14 protein-coding genes are annotated in these 19,534 nt (G+C 45.3%); 2 read left to right on the top strand and 12 right to left on the bottom strand.

Going from position 1 to position 19,534, the window contains the following annotated elements; genetic code table 11:
• Positions 1-74: 74 nt before the first annotated feature.
• The 4 genes from IEY34_RS09075 to IEY34_RS09060 form a co-directional block, all read right to left on the bottom strand.
• On the bottom strand, positions 75-1,853 hold the full coding sequence (locus IEY34_RS09075; RefSeq protein ID WP_189010495.1) for a sensor histidine kinase: 1,779 nt from the start codon (positions 1,851-1,853) through the stop codon (positions 75-77).
• A gap of 20 nt (positions 1,854-1,873) precedes the next feature.
• Positions 1,874-3,418, bottom strand: coding sequence for a response regulator transcription factor (locus IEY34_RS09070; protein ID WP_189010493.1), 1,545 nt, complete (start codon positions 3,416-3,418; stop codon positions 1,874-1,876).
• 242 nt (positions 3,419-3,660) lie between these two features.
• Positions 3,661-5,715: a methyl-accepting chemotaxis protein gene (locus tag IEY34_RS09065; protein WP_229757539.1), complete on the bottom strand. Its 2,055-nt coding sequence runs from the start codon at positions 5,713-5,715 to the stop codon at positions 3,661-3,663.
• 141 nt (positions 5,716-5,856) lie between these two features.
• Entirely contained in the window at positions 5,857-6,795 is a 939-nt protein-coding gene (locus tag IEY34_RS09060) for a helix-turn-helix transcriptional regulator (RefSeq protein WP_189010491.1), read from the bottom strand.
• A gap of 54 nt (positions 6,796-6,849) precedes the next feature.
• Between IEY34_RS09060 and IEY34_RS09055 the strand changes: the two genes are divergently transcribed.
• Both IEY34_RS09055 and IEY34_RS09050 read left to right on the top strand, forming a co-directional pair.
• Positions 6,850-7,140 carry a hypothetical protein gene (locus IEY34_RS09055; RefSeq protein WP_189010489.1) on the top strand — a complete coding sequence of 97 codons (291 nt, stop codon included), beginning with the start codon at positions 6,850-6,852 and terminating at the stop codon, positions 7,138-7,140.
• Complete coding sequence (locus IEY34_RS09050; RefSeq protein ID WP_189010487.1) at positions 7,133-7,918, top strand: phytanoyl-CoA dioxygenase family protein; 786 nt, start codon at positions 7,133-7,135, stop codon at positions 7,916-7,918. Before IEY34_RS09055 ends, IEY34_RS09050 begins: the two co-directional genes overlap by 8 nt.
• Positions 7,919-8,052: 134 nt before the next feature.
• Here IEY34_RS09050 and IEY34_RS09045 read toward each other — a convergent pair whose 3' ends face one another.
• From IEY34_RS09045 to IEY34_RS09010, 8 genes are all read right to left on the bottom strand, one after another.
• On the bottom strand, positions 8,053-9,735 hold the full coding sequence (locus IEY34_RS09045) for an ABC transporter substrate-binding protein (protein ID WP_373291202.1): 1,683 nt from the start codon (positions 9,733-9,735) through the stop codon (positions 8,053-8,055).
• Positions 9,736-9,857: 122 nt separating this feature from the next.
• A complete protein-coding gene (locus IEY34_RS09040) occupies positions 9,858-10,769 on the bottom strand; it encodes a carbohydrate ABC transporter permease (protein ID WP_189010484.1) in 912 nt (303 codons plus the stop codon).
• A 24-nt stretch (positions 10,770-10,793) separates the two neighbouring features.
• Positions 10,794-11,603, bottom strand: coding sequence for an ABC transporter permease (locus IEY34_RS09035; RefSeq protein ID WP_373291212.1), 810 nt, complete (start codon positions 11,601-11,603; stop codon positions 10,794-10,796).
• A gap of 431 nt (positions 11,604-12,034) precedes the next feature.
• Complete coding sequence (locus tag IEY34_RS09030; RefSeq protein ID WP_189010483.1) at positions 12,035-13,309, bottom strand: hypothetical protein; 1,275 nt, start codon at positions 13,307-13,309, stop codon at positions 12,035-12,037.
• Between the two features lie 562 nt (positions 13,310-13,871).
• Positions 13,872-16,247: a glycoside hydrolase family 95 protein gene (locus IEY34_RS09025; protein WP_189010481.1), complete on the bottom strand. Its 2,376-nt coding sequence runs from the start codon at positions 16,245-16,247 to the stop codon at positions 13,872-13,874.
• Positions 16,248-16,278: 31 nt separating this feature from the next.
• Positions 16,279-17,112: a carbohydrate ABC transporter permease gene (locus tag IEY34_RS09020; RefSeq protein WP_189010479.1), complete on the bottom strand. Its 834-nt coding sequence runs from the start codon at positions 17,110-17,112 to the stop codon at positions 16,279-16,281.
• 27 nt (positions 17,113-17,139) lie between these two features.
• A complete protein-coding gene (locus IEY34_RS09015; protein WP_189010477.1) occupies positions 17,140-18,024 on the bottom strand; it encodes a carbohydrate ABC transporter permease in 885 nt (294 codons plus the stop codon).
• Between the two features lie 75 nt (positions 18,025-18,099).
• Positions 18,100-19,473, bottom strand: a complete 1,374-nt coding sequence (locus tag IEY34_RS09010; RefSeq protein WP_189010475.1) for an ABC transporter substrate-binding protein — start codon at positions 19,471-19,473, stop codon at positions 18,100-18,102.
• Positions 19,474-19,534 lie beyond the last annotated feature (61 nt).

The following is a 19,534-nucleotide window of genomic DNA, read 5'->3' as shown; positions in this document are numbered from 1 at the left end:
TATCTGATATCCCTTCCTCTACCTGTCATTTGTAATATTTTTATATTTTGCATTATTTTTAGATTTTTATTCTTCTATGTGTACTGTTCTGTGCGCCATGGAAGGCATATAGATATTTTCGTCCCTTGTCCTAAGGTGCTAGTTATGGTTACCCCATACTGTTCTCCGTACAACAGAACCAGGCGATCATTCACATTGCGAATGCCAATCCCTGTGAACAATTGCCTCGCACTTGTGGGATTCGGTATCTCATCCGCTTCGTTCGTAAGTTCCATGCCATCTCCATTGTCAACCACTTCACAAAGCAGCGTATCTTTTTCTTTCGTGATGATGACGTAAATATAGCCAGTGCCTTTCTTATTAAAAGCATGAAAAAAAGCATTCTCGATGAAAGGTTGCAGCATCAACTTAGGTACTTGCGCAGGCATGCAGTCCGGTGAAACAAAGTAATCGACTTTAATCCCTTGGCCATAACGAATCTGATTAATGAACACATAATGCTTTAAATTCACCAACTCTTGCACAACGGGAATCGTTTCTTTGACATTGCTGATGGTATTCTGCAGGAGAGAAATGAGTGCATGAATCGTTTGCGTGGCGGTCTCTTGGCTCCCTCGCTGAACGAGGATGTTAACGGAAGCCAGCGTATTATATAGAAAATGCGGGTTAATCTGCTGCTGCAGCGCGGCTAATTCTGCCTTGCGCTGCTCCTTCTGCGTATCCACAAGCTGGGAGATATAGTCGTTCAACTCGTCGAGCATAAAATTGAAGGAGCGACTAAGCTCCCTTGTCTCATAGGTACCCGTAACCGCCATATAATTGTTGAAATTCGTTTTCGTAACCGTAGACATTTTCTTAACAAGCCTTCTTAACGACAGCATCAACCTCCGCGTGATCACATACACAATGAGCACAGCAATAGCCACGATTCCCGCAACAATGAAGAAAAGCGATTTTCGGTTGAGCATCTGACCGAGTGTCACCTTCTTATCGATGACATTCATAATGTAAAAATCGTACAAAGTCAAATCATCAGCCAATACAATGACATCCTTATCGGCGAGCTTCATTTCATCCTTGACCAGACCCTGCTGCCGAATCTTCTGAGCACTATCTAGAAGCTCTTTCGATGTTGTCCCGATCAACTCGGCTCGATTGCTGGAAACGATTAGACCTTGACGATCCAAGATCATCACGTCATTCCCATCACTTGTAAAACTTGCGTAAATCGATCTTAAAACGCTTTCTTTCATGATGATATAAAGCGTCCCATACCACTCTTTACTAACAGGATCAGTCATCGTTTTGGCGGCTACTAATCCTTGATCCCCAGAACCTGGCGTTCCTTCACCCAAATAGCTATACAACAAGCGTCCCGGCTGGTTCCGCGACTCCTGTGTAATCGGATTTCGTTCTAAATCCGCTGAAGTACCCGACCAGTAGGTATTGTATCTCGTGTAGTTTTTTCCATTTATACCCGAAATGATCATCCCAATGCTCTTAGCTCCAATACCGGACTGGATTCGCTTCATCTGCTCGCTCATGTCAAATGTCACTACGGAGTTGGTTTCCGAATCGACATCTCTTTCGGTCAAAAAACGCTTAATCGCACCACTTTGCGCGGTGTTAATGATAATATTTACATTAGAATAATGAATGGATTCAAGACCGCTTTTAATTTGCTCAATGATTTTGGAATTCGTGATACTGAATGTTTTAACAAAAAGCTCCTCCGACATTTGCACGGTAACCCAGGAAGTGGCCACCGTAACCGTAATTATGCTAAGAACCATAACTAGAAACAATTTACTAAACAAACTTTGATCAGAGATCCTTCTTAGCCATACCCTCATATGCTTGATTCCTTTCGTCTTTATTTTTTTCGATAATGGCTAGGTGAAGTCCCCATCAGTTTACGAAACACTTTCGTGAAGTAACTATGATCGGAATATCCAACAAGAGAGCTAATTTCTGAAATCGTAAATTGCGCGCTATCCCTTAATAATTCACAAGCATGTTCAATCCGAATACGATTCAAATACTCATTAAAACCTTCTTTATTATGAATGGTAAAATAATTGGACAGATACGAAGGGTTGAAATGAAACTGTTTGGCTACTTCAGTCAGCGTAAGCGGTTCAGCAAAATGCTCATCCAGATACATCAAAATCTTCTGTATGCCCGGAGAATTTGTTTTATTTCCTGTTACACAGTCAGTTGCCTCATTCAGAAACTTGGCTAAAAGAGCGCTCACTTCCCCAATATGTTTGGCCTCATGAATGGCACGAAAATACTCATACTTCGCTTCATCAAGCGTGCGAGCCTCAAAGTGAAAATGCAGCAGCGTGACAATAATATTGAATAGGCTGTGTCCTAAAAAAGATTTAAACTCAAACATATCTGTATCAAGCCTATCAGGCATGGAGTCGACATACCCGCTGAGACGTTGAAAAGCTAAATGAAATTCTTGATGATTCAGCTCCGAGGTAAACGCCTCCGAATCAAACGTATCGCCATTGCCGACCACTTCCATCAATTCATCAGCAAAAAACAGTTGTTGATCCGATAAAAAGAACCGGTGATCCAACACTTTGAGAATATCATGCGTATACACGTCATGAAGTTCTTCGATTTGCGTGAAATTTTTACTGAGTGCTGCATAGAAGGATAAGCCCGCTCTCACACCAGATTCCACCAATTGCTCAGCCAAATGGATGACATCCAGTCTGCCAGCATCCGCTGTATTCAGCAAAAAACGGATGTGGCTATCTTGATGTGACAGACGGTGAATGACAACAGGCTGCTTAACATCCTGAACCATACCTTTTAGAAATGCCTCGATCCATTCCTCATTTCTTTTCATCGAGGATGTGCTATCTTGCATATCTACAACTAATAAAATGAAATAAGGATATGGCAAATGAGTGTTGATCTCCGCACCCTCAAGCTCCATGGCATAACCTGAAATCAGCTTGTCCAACACATAGTCGACGGACTGTCCTTTTTCATTCGTAAAGTCCATATGTCGGAAGGCTGGCATTCCCTGAACGGTCTTTTTTAAAACGGCTAACAGCGAATTCGCATCCAATTTAGGCTTTAATAAATAATCGGCTACACCGTGCTGAAACGTAGAGCGCACATACTCAAATTCACCATAGCTGCTGAGAACCACAATTTCAATTTCCGGATATAGTCCCTTCACAACTCTTACCAATTCTTCCCCACTCATAACCGGCATAACAATATCCGTCAGAATCATGTTAGGTTGGAATGATTTAACCATCTCAAGCGCATCCTTACCGTTAGAAGCCTCGCCAACAATGTGGAAGCCTTCGCTTTCCCAATCGAGAAGATGCCTGATTCCTTGACGCACCAGCATCTCATCATCAACAATTAATAACTTGCAATACGTCTCCATGACTAACTCCTTTACCGATTATACATAGGTTCCCACTTTTAGTTTGAATGATGTATCAATCTCTGTCACATTGTAAATTTAATTGTTCACTTTAACAAGAATAAATCAACTTCCTTCCCGAATGCTTAATTACACAGCTACGATTCTTGTGATTACTACCTTGAGGATAAAAAGAAAACTACCTTACGATAGTTCATCGTAAAGTAGTTTAAATTATAATTCCGCTCGCCATAATGAAATACTTAAACTTCGAATTTAGATAACGTCTCGTTAAGCGAATTGGATAGTTGGTCCAACTGTTCCGACAGCTTGACCAAGCCATTGCTAATGCTGAGCTGTTCTGTGCTTAAAGAAGCTACCTCTTGGGAGGTAGCAAGCGACTCCTCGGCAACTGCGCTGACGTTCATCATCGCATCGGATAATACTTCTTGCGACTGCTCCAGCGTACTAATGGAATCGCTGACCGTGCTGAGTTGTACGATAAAGCCACCCATGTGTGCCGTGACTTGTTTGAAAATGGTATCCGCTTCTTTCACCGCTTGAATTTGTTGTTTGAAGATTGGTGTTGCCGTGGACAGTACTTTCACCGTCTCGTTGATTTCAACTTGAATTTTTTCTGTAATTTGGCCAACGACATAGATAGACTGTTTCGATTGATCCGCGAGTTTACGAATTTCATCAGCAACAACCATGAATCCTTTACCGGCTGTACCCGCACGCGCGGCTTCAATTGTAGCATTTAATGATAAGATATTCGTCTGCTTCGTCATATTGTTCAGTACATCAAGAATTTGGCGGATCGATCTTGTGCTGTCTTTTAAGTTGTCGACCTTATTCACCATGGAGCGGATCATTTCTTCCGTCAGACTCGTTTTATCAATAAGTTCAGCCATGTACTTCGTGCCTAGTTCACTAGAACTTTGAACATCCGTTGCCGCTGTGCCCATTTCAAAGTTCGCCTCAATCACGTTTTTCATTTGCAGGCCAATATGATGCGTCAGCTCATTACCGCGCTCTGACTCTGTGGCCAAACCGGCGGCGCCGCCTGATATTTCTTCGGTAGCGAGTGCAATTTCTCGGGCAGCATTTGCTGTTGTCTTGGAGGAATTCGTCAGTTCAGCCGCCGTTTCGAGTACTTGCTGGGCAGAAGTGCTCGTTTGTTGAACTAATAACGTGATTTTCTCCATCATGATATCGAAGCTAGTGCCCAATTGACCGATTTCATCCTTCATTGTGTAATTCGAGCGTACGGTTAGCTTACCCATAGCCCCTTGCTGCATAAGGTTACGCAAATTAATCAGTGGTTTTCCGATCATGCGCACAACGAACAGACCAATCATAAGAGCTGCAATAGCTGCAAAAAACGCAACGATCAGCGTATAGTTGAAAATCTTTTTAGCCTTTATGACCATAGAGCTTACTGGAACGTCTCCGATCAGATTCCAGCCGGAAATCGGCGACCTATAATAGGCAACGAGATGATCATCTTTCGTCGTAAACGAATTTTGGTCCTCTTCAAGCTGCTCTTTCGTCAGCTGGATGTCAGCTGTTTTTTCTATTTCAGTCATATCAGGTGTCGCGATGTTTGTGTTGCTGCTGTTCGTAATGACAACGGAGCTGTTCTCACCCAGCGTCATTGTACCTAATTCGCTTTTCAAAATATCCGTGCTAAACTCTACGATCATTACGGCTGATGTTGCATTACTAATGATGCGTCCAATCCCGAATGTGCTGGTGGAATCAATCGAATATCCTTTCGATTTACTATCGAGCCAAGCCGTTTTACCGCCTGCTTCGTTAATCTGCTTGAACCAAGCGGTAGCACTAACACTCGCATCGGATTCATAGCCTCCACCACCTGTCCCGACAAGGAGCTTGCCATCCGAACTGTAAATGCGAAGTGTTTTGATGGCTTTGTTGGAAAATGCGACAAAATTCAATTTTTCCGTCAGTTGACGACTGGTATCCGCAGCGTTGTACGATAGGGGATCGAGTTTTGCCATTTTTTCCAATAGCTTCTGCAAATCATCATTGTACATCACTTGCAGGGTCAAATCTTCAAAATTTTGATAGAGGAAATCAAGCTTTTGCCCCGCTTGCGTTACCGTCTGTAGACTGGAATCAGCCATATTGTTCTTAATCACGTCTTTCGAAACGAAGTAAGAAATGGCACCGACAACCATGACGAAAAACAAGATGCTGGCGAAAAACATCAGGAACAGCTTCATCCCTACCGATTTCACTGGATTTTCAAGCTGTTTGAATGAAGAAATAGACTTCTTTAGGACATCTTTCAAGTCGCTCACCCACCATTAGTTTCTATTGGCATGCCTCCCAACTCTGTGGAAAAAAAAGACATACGTAATTAGTTGGTTTAATGATTCGCCGCGATTCGACAGATTCCTTCAAATTTTGTTATTTTATTTTAAATTAATATTTTATAGTGAAACTTTATTTCGAATAATTGAACGCCAATACTGGCGATATTCGGTGGGAGACAGGCCAATCAGCTTGCGGAAGGAGTGGGAAAAATAAGGCAGATCCATCCCTACCTGGTCGGCTATTTCCGTTATCGATATGTCACCGATCATAAGCCACTCTTGCGCTTTTTCCATCCGTTTCTTGGTGATATAGGTAATGGGCGATATCCCCATACTCGCTTTAAATTGTTGAATAAAATATTTGGGATGAAAATGCAGCTGCTTGGCGAGATCTTCAATTTTAATTCGATCCGACAGGTGCTCATCGATGTAGGTCAGCACTGTATGCATGTTCGTTGCGTCAGCTGCCACAGAATCTATCCGCCAGTTTTCTTCTACGCCTTGAATCAAGGCCGTATCAAGAAAATACGTGAGTATCTCGTAGAGCACCGATTTACTTTGTAAGGGAGATGATACCGATTGACTCTCGGATAGCGAAATCAGCTTGCGGAAGCGCTCATCCAACCATGTTCGATCGATAACATCAACAAAGTGCGGAACCTGAAACATTTGAAACAAATGAACTTCTCCGACGGTTAATGCAAAATGGCAAAAATATTTGCGAAACGTATTCGATTTCTCCGTAGATAATTCAATGGATACGTTAGCAGGCAAGAGGAACAATTGCCCTGGCTGGGGGGAATACGTTTGGTTGCGAATACGGATTGTTCCTGCACCTTCTTCAAAATAGTACATGCGATTGATTTCCGGCTGTGGGATATGATACTGCCAATCGGCCTTTACTTTGCCATAGTGAGCGACATAGAACTGCAGTTGTGCTGAATTCAAATAGGTATGCAGCATTTGTCTGTAGATAGCGTCCATGTTCGGTTCATCACCTCTGATTCTTAATCTTACGATTACGCAAAGTTCTCTTACCATTACATAACGATTCATTGAGCTTCCTATTGTATGCTTGAAATGAAGTCAAGAGAAAAGGAAGGCGATACGATGAGTAGCTTGCGGCAACAAATTATCATCCTGCATCTGGCGCATCCCAGCTTAGAATCCAACGTTGTGGGCTGGGCTTTATATGACGGCGCGAAGGCGAAGGGTACGCTTCAAATGAACACGGGTGATGAGGCAACACCGCCATATGAATCGGTTTTGGAAGCCATGCAGGAGGGCTGGCATGTGTTGCAACTTCCTGCTTTGCCTAATTATCAGCCAGGACTCCAACACGAGCTGGGGCATATGCCGTATGAATATATCTTGGAAAGAAAGGTGAACATCGATGAGTAATGTCGAGAAATCCCATCTCCTGACCGCTAAGCAAATGGCTGAGTTCGCCGTGAATGGATTTTTGCAAATAGCGGATTTAGTTCCTCAAGAATTAAATGAAGCTGTTCATGCAGAGCAGCAAAACTGGCAGGGTCGCGGTCACTATTGGCAGGAATCTTCGGTGATTCGTGAAGTTTTCGAGCTGCCGCAGGTGAAGGGCATCCTTCAAAGTCTAGTCGGCCAAGCACCTGTTTATGATCATTCTGCGCTGCACGTGGTTCGTCCGCAATATCACAAAGCCCAAGAATATCATGCAGATTCCGTCATCGATACGCGGCCTTTCGGCTTCGATATCCAGGCTTTTTATTTCTCTCATGACACACCCGCGATCATGGGTCCCACTTTGATACTCCCTGGGTCGCATCTGCATAACGGGGTTAACACATCCAGTATTGGCCGGTACAAAAATATTATCGGCCAACGCAAATTAGAGTCAAAAGCCGGTACAATCGGGTTCCTCCATCATGCCATCTGGCATTGCGCGCAGCCGAATTACACGGATGACACGCGTTACGTGTTTAAATTGCGGTTGCGCCCCGGTCAGCAGCAACGCAGCTTATTCAATACAGATGATTACAAAGGACCGGAAGTCGCGCAAGTTTTCAGAAACATGCATGCCTGGGTCGGAAATGATGCCAGGTTGAATCAGATCGCAGCAGCCAAGTTGTATCGGTTTCTCTGTGGCGATGACCACGTTGATTTTTCCTTTGAGAAGGTCTTGGGCCGTATGGGCTTGTAGAATAACAGGAGGCACCAACCAAGCGCAATTATATGCGCGTAGGTTGGTGCTTTTGCGTTTCGATCACCTAATAAATGAGAGCTGCCCCTACAGGTTTTTCACCTTTTGGGACAGCCCTGCACGTGCATTTCTACCTATTTCTTATTGATTGTCGAAGAATCGAATGATTGCTGCATAAGCTCAATATAACGCTTGATATTCAAGGCATCGAGCCCCTTCACATACGCATCCCAATCCTTATCGAGGCTCTTCGCACCGGTTACGAATTGAAGGGCACTCTTATCAATGTAGTCCTTGATGTTCGTTTGCATCAAGCTGACTTCATCCGCACGAGACGGCTCGACCCATAGTGCCCAATGTGGAAACACTTCCTTCGGTTCTTTACCTTCATAAAGCTTCGTGGCTTGGAACAGTCGACGCTCATACCCAGATCCATAAATGTTCGTGTCTTGGACTTCGGCGTCACGCAGCGCTTTATATTGATTGTACTGCGCCATCGGACCCCACAAGTCATTGCGCGGTGTTTCGCCTGTGGCCAGTGGAATCGTTGCATACAACGGTTTGATCTGATCGTTCAGTGCAACATCGCCGTCTTTTGGTTTGCGCCAGCTCTTGCCTTCCTCCCCGAAGATACCATTAATCGCACCCTCTTGTGTGTAGAGGTAATCCAGCATTTTGACCGCAGCGATTTGCACATCTTTGCTCGATTTATTCGTAAGAACGAACGTTGCCCCTGGATCAATAGGATAATTGTAAGTTGCAAAGCTGGCATTCGGACCTTGTAATGGTGGAACAGGATTGTAGTCCTTCACATACGGTGCAGTTGCCGACATTTCCGCGAAAATCCACGGATGCATACCTGCGCCTGCGCCCAGAATTTGCGTACCGGCATTATCGCCGATTTTTTTGAAAGCTTCGGCATTTTGCGTGAAAGCGCCAGGATCAATTAACCCTTCGCTATACATGGATTTAACAAAAGCCAAGCCATCTTTCCATTCCGGTTTATTGGCAGCCGTGTCAACTTTGCCATCTTTCATAAGCAGATATGTTCGGTCATCGTCATAGATAAAGCCGTTCATGAAATACGGTATAACGTGCACGCCATACGGCTCTGTGGAACCGCTAAGCGGCACTTCATCTGCTTTTCCATTGCCATTCGGATCCTTCGTTTTGAAGGCTTGCAGTACCTTTTTGAAATCCTGTGGTGTCTTCGGCATCGTCAGATTCAGCTTATCTAACCATTTGGTGTTCAACCACATTTTGTTTGGATACGAACAGTGGAAGCACTCATTCAGCCCCGTCAGCCCGTAAATTTTACCATCCGGAGCCGTATTCATCGCTTTGTAGTATTTGTTGCTATCGAGCGCTTTTTTGATATTCGGACCATATTTATCGATTAAATCATTCAATGGAACGATGACGCCTTGTTGGCCATATTTCAAGAGGTCTGTCTGAGAGAAACGATCAACCCACGGTATGAGTAAATACAGATCCGGATAGTCGCCAGAAGCAAGTGAGATTTGTCTCTTCTCCGCCGCTCCATCAAAAGGTACCGTTGTCCAGTTGAATTGAATGTTGAACTTGCTCTCGATGCTCTTGGTGAACTTGTTCGTTTTCAAATCCGTATCCTTGTCTTGTTGGGCAAATACCTTAATCGTAAGCGGTTTATTGGATGCTGTAGCCGTAGCAGCTGCCGTAGAAGTACCGCCTTGTGGGCTGACCGCTGTCTTATCCTCACTTTTTGAGGACGTACATCCTGCTAACACCATACTGAATAAGAGCACACTTGCAATGACACTAATCCCTATTTTTCTCAAAAGACACCTCTCCTTTTTGTTCCTTTTTATTGAAGCGCTTTCAACTTTCTAGGTACAAGCTCACCCTACATAGAAATCCCCCCTTAAAAGAATGAACGGCTACCAGATCTGTGCAAACCCTGCTATCCTTTGACTGAACCGATCAGCATTCCCTTCACGAAAAATCGTTGAACGAATGGATAGATGACCAGCACAGGCAAACTTGCGACTATGATGAGCGAATATTTCATCAAATTCGTCATTTGCTGGCGCTTAACCATGTCACTTGCGTCTAAGTTGCTCGTTGTGGCGTTATTCAGGATGAGAATACTTCGGAGAATAAGCTGTAAAGGGTAAAGTTCCTGTGTTTTCAAATAAATTAAAGCATCGAAATAGGCATTCCACTGGCCGACGGCATACATCAGCGCGAGCACAGCGAGAATTGGCTTCGAAAGCGGGAGTACCACACGCAGTATAAACTCGATATCACTGCATCCGTCAATTTCCGCAGCTTCCGCCAATTCTTCTGGAATGGACATCTGGAAGAACGTTCGCGCAATGATAACTTGCCAAACCCAGATGGCATTCGGAATGAGCAGCGCCCAACGGGAGTCGATCATTCCCATGGACTTGACAACCAAATACGTCGGGATCAGCCCACCTGAGAACAGCATCGTTAAAGTAATGAAGATCATTAGGGGGCTGCGTCCAAAAAAAGTCCTTCTGGACAGCGGATAAGCGATCATTATCGTTAGTAGAACGCTGATTAGTGTTCCGCAGAACGTATAGAAAAACGAATTACCATAGCCGGTAATCACTTGGCTGTTTTTCAAAACAGCTAAATAACCGTCAAAGGTTGGATCTACGGGCCACAGCCATACCTTTCCAGATGAAACCGCTGCGGGACTGCTTAGCGAAGAACTGAAAATATACACAAGTGGATATAACACAGCGATAAGGATGACACTTAAGAACAGGTATGTTACACCTAGGAAAATGCGATCTCCTGTCGATTCTTTCAGTTTACTTCGCTTAGAAATTTGAGCAGCAATCATTGGATCCCCTCCCTTTCTCACCCTCTACCATAGGCTGTTGCTGGATGTCCGCTTAGCGATGCCATTGACAACTACCAATAAAATTAAATTGATAACAGAATTGAACAAGCCGACTGCCGTAGCAAAACTGTAATTGGCATTCAATAGACCCATTTTATACACGTAAGTGGAAATGATTTCTGACGTCGCTAGATTAAGCGGATTCTGAAGCAAGTACATTTTCTCGAAGCCGACGGCCATGATATTGCCTACACTCAGAATAAGAATAATAACGGCGGTAGGCATAATACCAGGCAAATCGACATGAAGGATTTTCTGGATTCGCGAGGCGCCGTCCACTTTGGCTGCTTCATAGAGCGATGGATCGATGCCCGCCAAGGCGGCCAAATAGATGACGGCTGAATAGCCCATTGTCTGCCACACATCCGAGAACACATAGATCGACCGGAACATCCCCGATTCACCCAAATAATTAATGGATTCAAACCCCATCGCATTCGCAATAGTGTTGATAATCCCGAGTCTTGGAGACAGAAACAGCATAACGATGGAAACCATAACAACTGTTGAGATAAAATAAGGAGCATACGTCACCATTTGGACCGTTTTCTTAAAAGCCATGTTTTTCACTTCGTTCAGTGCAAGAGCTAATAGAATGGGAAAGGGGAAACTAACGGCGAGTTGATAGAATGAAATGGCAAGCGTGTTCTTGATCAACATCATAAAAGCTGGATTATTCAGAAACAGTTCGAAATACTTCGTCCCAACCCATGGGCTTCCCCAAATACCCTTGATGACGTTGTAGTTTTTGAAAGCGAGCACAGCGTTCGCCATCGGCACATATTTAAAAATAAGGAAATACACAACAGGTGGAATTACGAGCAAATAGAGCTGCCAATGTCTTCTTACACTCTTCCTTGCAACTGATCCTATCACCGATTTCTTGGCCTCGGTTGCAGCTATTTGCGCCGATTTAACAGAAGTTGTTGTACGCAGAGTAAATCCCCCTTACCTAATTGATGTGGACTGTCAGAGCGTCAAAACAAAAAGGAAGCGCTTACTTTTTAATTATGAAAGTGACAACTACTGTGTAATAATCCTAATTATAAGAATCCATTGGTTCGGAAAGAAGGTGAAAAACAGGCAATCATCTGTAATAATCAGGACAAATTATGTTCATCTCTACGCATTAAAATCAACAAAAAAATTGGAGCCCGCTGACCAGCCAGCGAGGCTCCAATTTTATATCCTGCTTTATTCAGGCACTAGGGAAGCATGACAATTTGATACGCAGATTGAGCATTCAAATTATTGACTGTAATCTTTACAGATCCATTGGATACGGTATACGCCGTTCTAGATAATCTGTAAGTTCCGGATGAAGTTCCCCCATTGGAGTTGTCGATTCCCCAAACTTCAATGGTCGTTTTGCCGCCAGTTTGAAGCGCTGACGGAATATTCGTCAAATTGATGTCCAGACTGCCGCTGCCCCCTCCGAAAATCGTGGCGGAAAGCTTCCTGCCGCTATCGTAGAATCCGACGCCTTGCATGGCTCCATTCTGACTTGGAGGCGTAACGGCAATGGTATTTCCTGTGAATCCTCCGTACCACTGATACATATACCAGGCTCCTGATTTCTGATAACTGGCTGTTAACAGTTCATCGAGCCTTCCTTCCGGCTGCCAGAAAGCTAATCCAGCGTGCACTTTGCTATTTTCAAACCTTGCCATGTACTGAATTAATTTCCCCGGAACGCCGAGTTCGCCCGACGATTTGGCATACTCATTGATCGTAATTGGCAGATCCGAAATGCCTAAGTCATTTTCGATATTGCGGTAATCGTTGTAGCTGTTGTACCAGGTATTGACGGTATCATCCAACTCATGCCAGCTTGTGTAGTTGGGCAGCACATTGTTCGCTTTGGCAAATGTGTAGAAGTCACGGTAAGCAGCGCTGTTGTAATGCTCAAAGTTAGGTCCGACGATTTTGGCGCTGGAATCAATGGAACGAATTTTTTGGTAAACCGTTTTCCAGTCGTTTTTAAAATCATTCAGTTTGGTTCCTGACGTCCCGTACCAGATCCAATCGGGCTCATTGAACGGCACATAAAGGAATTTGGAACGATCTTTGTGATTCTTAACCTGATTTGCAATGGTTGTCACCTTGGCTAAATAATCGGTCATATTGCGGGATGGATAAGGCCATTCCTTATAAATATCCTGCATATAAATCTGAACATATTTCCCGCCGGTTCTGAACCATTGATCGGATACTTTAAAGGCGTCGCCTTCGGCATGCTGCAGACCCCCAGGAGCCATTTGACCTGTCATGTCCAGACTGTTCAAATCTTTCAGCAATGAATCATTCAGTGTTGTACTATCCTTTAAGCCATAAAGAAAGCCTGTCGCGCCATGAAGAGGAGCTCCAGTCGACTGCCCCACATTAACGGTCATTGTCGGGTTTGCCGCAAAGCTTTGCGACGGGAGGACAAACAATAGTGCTGCAGTTAACGTTAACGCAATACCCATGCTTTTTTTCATGAAATTACCTCCGATTGATTATTTGTTCACTACGTATTGCTTCTTGGCCCTTTCGGCTTTCCTCACCTCCCTTCCGGCATTTGCCGAATTTCATGAACATTTTTTGCAAACGCTACCAATCAACTATCTTCCTCCTTAGTATAGAGATGCATCCAATTCGACTGAAGGTAATTAACGGGCAAAGGGAGGAAGTAAACAGGACAAAATTTCCAGATGCATCCATCCGACTGTCTACGCCAACAAAGAAAAGCCGCTTTGAGAGATGAGCATCTCCATAGCGGCAAATTCTGGTAAGGGAACTGCAGGGCGCTAATTAGGCAAAAAGGGGGTATTCTTGGGCAATAGCGGAACTGCAGTACCCTATTTTCACGAGAAGAGCTGAATTCCCGGAAAAACAACAAAATAGCAGACCGGAGTTCCCTCTGACTCGCATAAATGATACTTTTTGCTATAATAGCGTCCTGTAGTTCCCTCCGTGCGTGGCAGCCCGGCTAACTCCTCTCCCTCCAAACCCGAAAACATATCAATTCTGGCGTGGCAAAAAAAAGAGCAGGCGCATCGCCTACTCTTTGTCCACAATCACATATCTCCCGCCTGACACAGTGGGGAATTCCATAATCCCGTTTTTCGTTACAGATTGAATAACGTTACCGTCACTGCCATTCACCTGCAGCAAGGAAGAGGAACGCAGGCGACATAAGCCTCCAAGGTTTGAAAGGATGTCCACGTGCGTCACTTGACCGTTCACCCAAATTAAGTTGACTTCAAAGCCTCCCCTAGCCCGAAGTCCCTTCACGCTGCCTGTATGCCAGGCATCTGGCAATGCCGGAAGCAAATGCAGATATCCTTGATAAGACTGCATCAACATCTCGGCAATGCCGGCCGTGAGTGCAAAATTGCCGTCAATTTGAAAAGGAGGATGCGCGTCGAACAAATTGGCATAGACCCCTCCAACATGATAATTTTCCTCATCGCCTTCAACAAGCTGCAACAAATTGGTAATCAGGCCGAGCGCCCGATTTCCGTCTCCGAAACGCGCCCATAGCGCAATTTTCCACCCCAGACTCCACCCTGTCCCGCCATCTCCGCGCCGCTCCAAGGATTGCCTTGCCGCTGCAAAAAAAGCGGGAGTTTCCGCTTCGGTCAATTGACGTCCCGGAAAGACACCGAATAAATGGGAAACATGACGATGGTGCACGTCTTCGTCCTGGAAATCCTGCGACCATTCCTGCAGCTGCCCATATTGGCCGATTTGCATGGGACTCAGACGGTTTCGCACTTCCGCGATGCGTTGGTGAAAATCCTCATCGTCCTGCAGGATAGCGGAGGCCTCCAAACAATTCGTCAACAAATCCCAGATCAACGCCATATCCATCGTGGAAGCGGTACTAATCCCCGCTAATCCTTCGGGAGTAACGAATTTATGCTCCGGTGAAGTGGAGGGTGATGTGATAAGCGTGCCATGTTCATCCTCGATCAGCCATTCCAAACAAAAGAGTGCCGCCCCTTTCATGACGGGATAGGCCCGCTCGCGAAGAAAATCACGATCACCGCCGAACGCATAATGCTCCCATAGATGTTGGGAGAGCCAGACTCCGCCCATCGGCCACAGCGCCCACACCGGATCCCCATGTCCGTAGTCGCCAACAGGGGCTGTTTGGCACCAAATGTCCGTGTTGTGATGAACCGTCCAGCCATTAATGCCATAATGCAATCGGGCTGTCTCCTGTCCGTTCACAGAAAGCCGCTCAATAAGATCCAGGAACGGCTCATGGCATTCAGCCAAATTACAGGATTCTGCCGGCCAATAATTCATCTGAGCATTAATATTCAGTGTCCAGTTGCTGCTCCATGGGGGTCTTGTTTCCTTATTCCAGATCCCTTGCAAGTTGGCCGGCTGCGATCCTGGCCGCGAACTGGCGATCATTAAATAACGTCCATACTGAAACAACAATTCGACGAGCCCTGCATCCTGAGCGCCGTATGCTGTGATACGATGATTGGTTGGCATGGAAGCCGGCGAAATGGTAGGTCCCAGATTGAGCTCGACTCTGTTGTATAGACGCTGGTAATCCTCTACATGACGAGCGCGCAGTGCAGCGTAAGTCAACTGAGCAGCTTGCGTCAGCGCTTGCTTAGCCGTTAGGGAAGGATCTTTCCCGGCAAGTCCCGGCGAACGGTCATAGCCTTGAAAACTTGTAGCTGCACTAACGAATAGTGTCACCGTTGTGGCACCGTGAATATGCACGCCTGCCGAATCGATGAAAAGCCTGCCATCCTCATGCACCGCGGTTAAACGTGCCTGAAATTTCGTCGTGTCCGTTGTCGCAGGATCGCCGTAAACAACAGGCTGATCGGTGTCATAGTAACTGGGGTCCACACGCTCGGGCGCATATCCGTTTATTATCCAGTCTGATTCATCTGAAGCCGTTTCATATCTTAACGGACTTTGCAGCTTGGCTTGGAGAAACAGCTTGCCTGGGCTGTCAGCCGTTAGACGAATGACAATAACTTGATCAGGATGGGAAATAAACATCTCACGCTGATACTGCACACGGCCGATCCGATAGGCTACCTTGGCAATCCCCTCCGCAAGATCCAGCGTTCTGCTGTACGATTGATGCAGATTGCCGTGCTCCATGGAGATGAACAAATCTCCTAAAGGCAGATAGGATTGCGTGTATGGACCCATCATGTCCTTGGCGAGAAGATTCGCTTGTGAGTAATGTCCGTCGTGCAGCAGCTTCCTGACTTCCGGCAGCACTTGAATGGCCTTGGGATTATGTCGGTTCCCCGGTCCTCCCGACCAAAGCGTCTCCTCATTCAGTTGAAGATGTTCGGTTTCTACACCGCCAAAAACCATGGCTCCCAGCCGGCTGTTGCCCAAAGGCAGCGCTTCGGTCCAAGCATAGGCCGGTTTATCGTAACGCAGTTCCATATGAGAAGTCTCCTTTGTATCGTTGTTGTTATCAGCCTTTAACGGCAGAGCCTACCGTTAGTGCTTTCTCTACCTGTTCGCTTAGCAGAAGGTAAACGATGATGGTCGGAAGGCTTGACAAGACCATGGCTGCGCCCATCGCCCCCCAATCGGTTGAGAACTGTCCGACGAAGGAAATCAGTCCGGTTGGCAGCGTCTTGAGATGCGCATTCGTGACGAGAATCAGCGCCATCGGATATTCATTCCATATGTTTAGAAAAGCAAAGATCGTCACCGTGGCTATCGAAGGCTTCACCAAAGGAACAATAATCTGCGCGAAGGTGCGATAAATACTGGCGCCATCCATGTACGCGGACTCTTCAATTTCAATTGGTATTGTACGGAAATAGCCATAAAAAATCAGCGTGGAGAAGGCCAAATTAAAAGCCGTGTAGGGCACGATCAAGGAGAAATACGTATTGGCAAAGCCGATATCCTTGACCAGTATGGCAAGCGGAATCATAATGACCTGAACAGGAATGAACAAGCCCAGCATGAGATAGGTATAGGCAACATTGCGGAAACGCCAACTGATGCGAGCCGTCGCATAAGCAAATCCCAGAGATAGAACCAGAATACAAGCAATGGAAATAACCGAAACGATGACGCTATTTTTAAATAGTTCAACGACATTAAAGGCCGAGACGGCTTTCGTGTAATTTTCGAAGCGGAAATGAAGCGGAATCCCCAGCGGATTCGAAAAGAAAATCTCATTATTATTTTTCAGGGAATAAAACAGCATATACAAAATCGGATACAGGGAAATGATTCCGTATATCCAGAGGAACGAATTAAACAGTACTTGTTTGCCTTGAAGTCTCAGCATGGTTTTACCTCAATTCTCGTCTCTATCCTAATAACTGATTCTGTCTCTGGCGACTAACCGGTTCACAACGATGGTAACAAGCAAACATTCCAAGACGAGCATAACGGCAACAGCACAACCGTATCCGAAGTCATTCACCACAAAAGCCGACCGGTACATGAGATACGTCAACGTATAGGTGGCTGTTCCGGGACCGCCCTTGGTCATAATTTGCATATGGGCAAAAGCATTGAGACCTCCGACCAAGGCGAAAATCAGACACATCTTGTATGTTTCGGCCAAAAGTGGAATGGTCACTTTCAAATGGGTTTTGAACGTTGACGCGCCATCAATCTTGGCAGCCTCGAAATATTGTTCTGGAATGGATTTGGCGCCGGCATAGATAAGCGCAAACTGGTAGCCAAGATACTGCCAGGAGCTGACGAAAGTTACCGCAATGATTGAGGATAAGCCGGGACTGGAAAGCCAATCCTGCCGATAGGACAGATGCAGAAGCTCAAACAGCTTATTGATTAGACCGTACATCGGATTATACATGGAGATCCATAACTGGCATACGACGGCCACGGATAAAACAACCGGAAGAAAATAAACTCTTCTTAACAGGTTTCTCCCGACCATCTTTTTATTCATCAATGCCAAAGCCAAAACCGTGCCCAGTCCGAGCTGGAAAACGGTCAGAATAGAAGCAAAGATAAGACCATTTTTAATCGCGGTAAAGAAAATGCTGTCCTGCATCAAATTTTTATAGTTGTCCAGAAACAGAAATTTTCCTGTCGTAATGCCATCCCACTCAAACATGCTTTTATAAAAAATCTGTATCAATGGATACACAACAATGACGGTGAATAGAGCTAAAGCCGGAAATGTGAATAAGAACACAGCTTTATAATTGGCGCGCAATGTATTCATCTATATCTCAACACCTTATCATTCGTTTGTTAGGAAACACGCCCCACCTTCATGGGGCGTGTTTCTTTGAATCGCTTACTCTTTATATTTCTCAATCATTTTGTCCGTATTGCTGATGAACAGCGAAGCAGGTTCGCCAGCTACGAATTTTTGCAGTTCTTCCCCGAAAGCAGCGGCAAATTTTTGATTCGGAAGAGAATGCTCAACTTGAGATTTGGTAATATACTGACCTTTCACTTTCAACAGTTTGACAGCCATCTTCGGTAGAGGCTTATCAGGTGTGATGCCATCCGTTTTGATTGTTGTCATCGTGCTTCCCGTCGTTTTGAAGGAAACTTCCTGATACGCCTGTGTGAAGGCTGCCGCAACTTTTACGGCCAATTCGGAGTTCTTGGCATTCTTGGAAACGGCGAAACCGTTCATTTCGAATCCGCCAGGCAAGGCCATTTTATTCGCATCTTCTTTGCCAGGGTCCGTCACCGGGAATACGTCCAGGAAATCTACCGTGTCATCCCCGAGATTTTTAACGGAATCCGAAATTTCCCACTCACCGTTAATCAGCATTGCCGCTTTTCCACTATAGAATAAAGCTCTTGCCGTATCGTAATCAGCCGTTACCGCGCCTTTTTGGAAAACGCCTTCTTTAATTAATTCCGCCATTTTGTTAATGGCGTCCGTGTATCCCGGATCAGAAGCTTTCGCTGTCCCTTTGGAGAAGGCCATCATGCCTTCCGGATTGGCTCTCATCGCGAAAATATCGAAGAAGGCTCCTATCGGCCAAGCTTGTTTGGCGAATGACGTAATCGGCACAATGCCTTTCGCATTGAACGCTTTCACAGCCGTGAGCAGCTCCGGATAATTGGTTGGTACTTTTACACCGTTTTGCTCGAATATTTTCTTATTATAGAAAAGGACATCCACGGAAGGTCCGGTTCTTGGGAACGTGTAGATATGTCCGTCCGTATACTTCAATTGATTATCCACGATATTCTTGGCTAATTTATCCACATAAGCCGGGTTAGCGGCATAGAAGGAATCCAACGTGAGGATGCTGCCGGACTTCACTACATTGGGAAGCGTTTGGCCGTTGATATCCACGATATCTGGAAGATCACCGGTAGCAATGCGGGTTTTCAATTGTTCCCCGTTATCGTTCGCCATCGCTTCTGGTGCAATCGTGACATTCGGAAATTGCTTCTTTACTTCAGCAATGGCTAAGTCAACGGGCTGCTTCTCACTATCATTGGAGTAGTGCGTCATCAATTTATAAGTCACTTGTTCTGAACTCGCTTTTGCGGTACTAGCCGAAGTACTTGATGCTGCATTCGCAGAGGCCGCCGGCGTACTCGTGGATGGATTGGTCGATGTGGAATTGCCGCATGCCGTCGCGGTTAACAACGTGCCGGCCATTACTATCACAGATGAAACTCTTGTTTTATTGATTTGCATATAGATCCCCCTTGGCAAGTAAGTGAGTTTTGAACATAGCGCTATGTCTTGTTCCTATTAT

This window comes from Paenibacillus marchantiophytorum, from assembly GCF_014640555.1.
GTDB classification, from domain to species: domain Bacteria; phylum Bacillota; class Bacilli; order Paenibacillales; family NBRC-103111; genus Paenibacillus_E; species Paenibacillus_E marchantiophytorum.
Note: the sequence above shows the minus strand (reverse complement) of the source record. Positions and strands in the feature narration are given on the sequence as shown.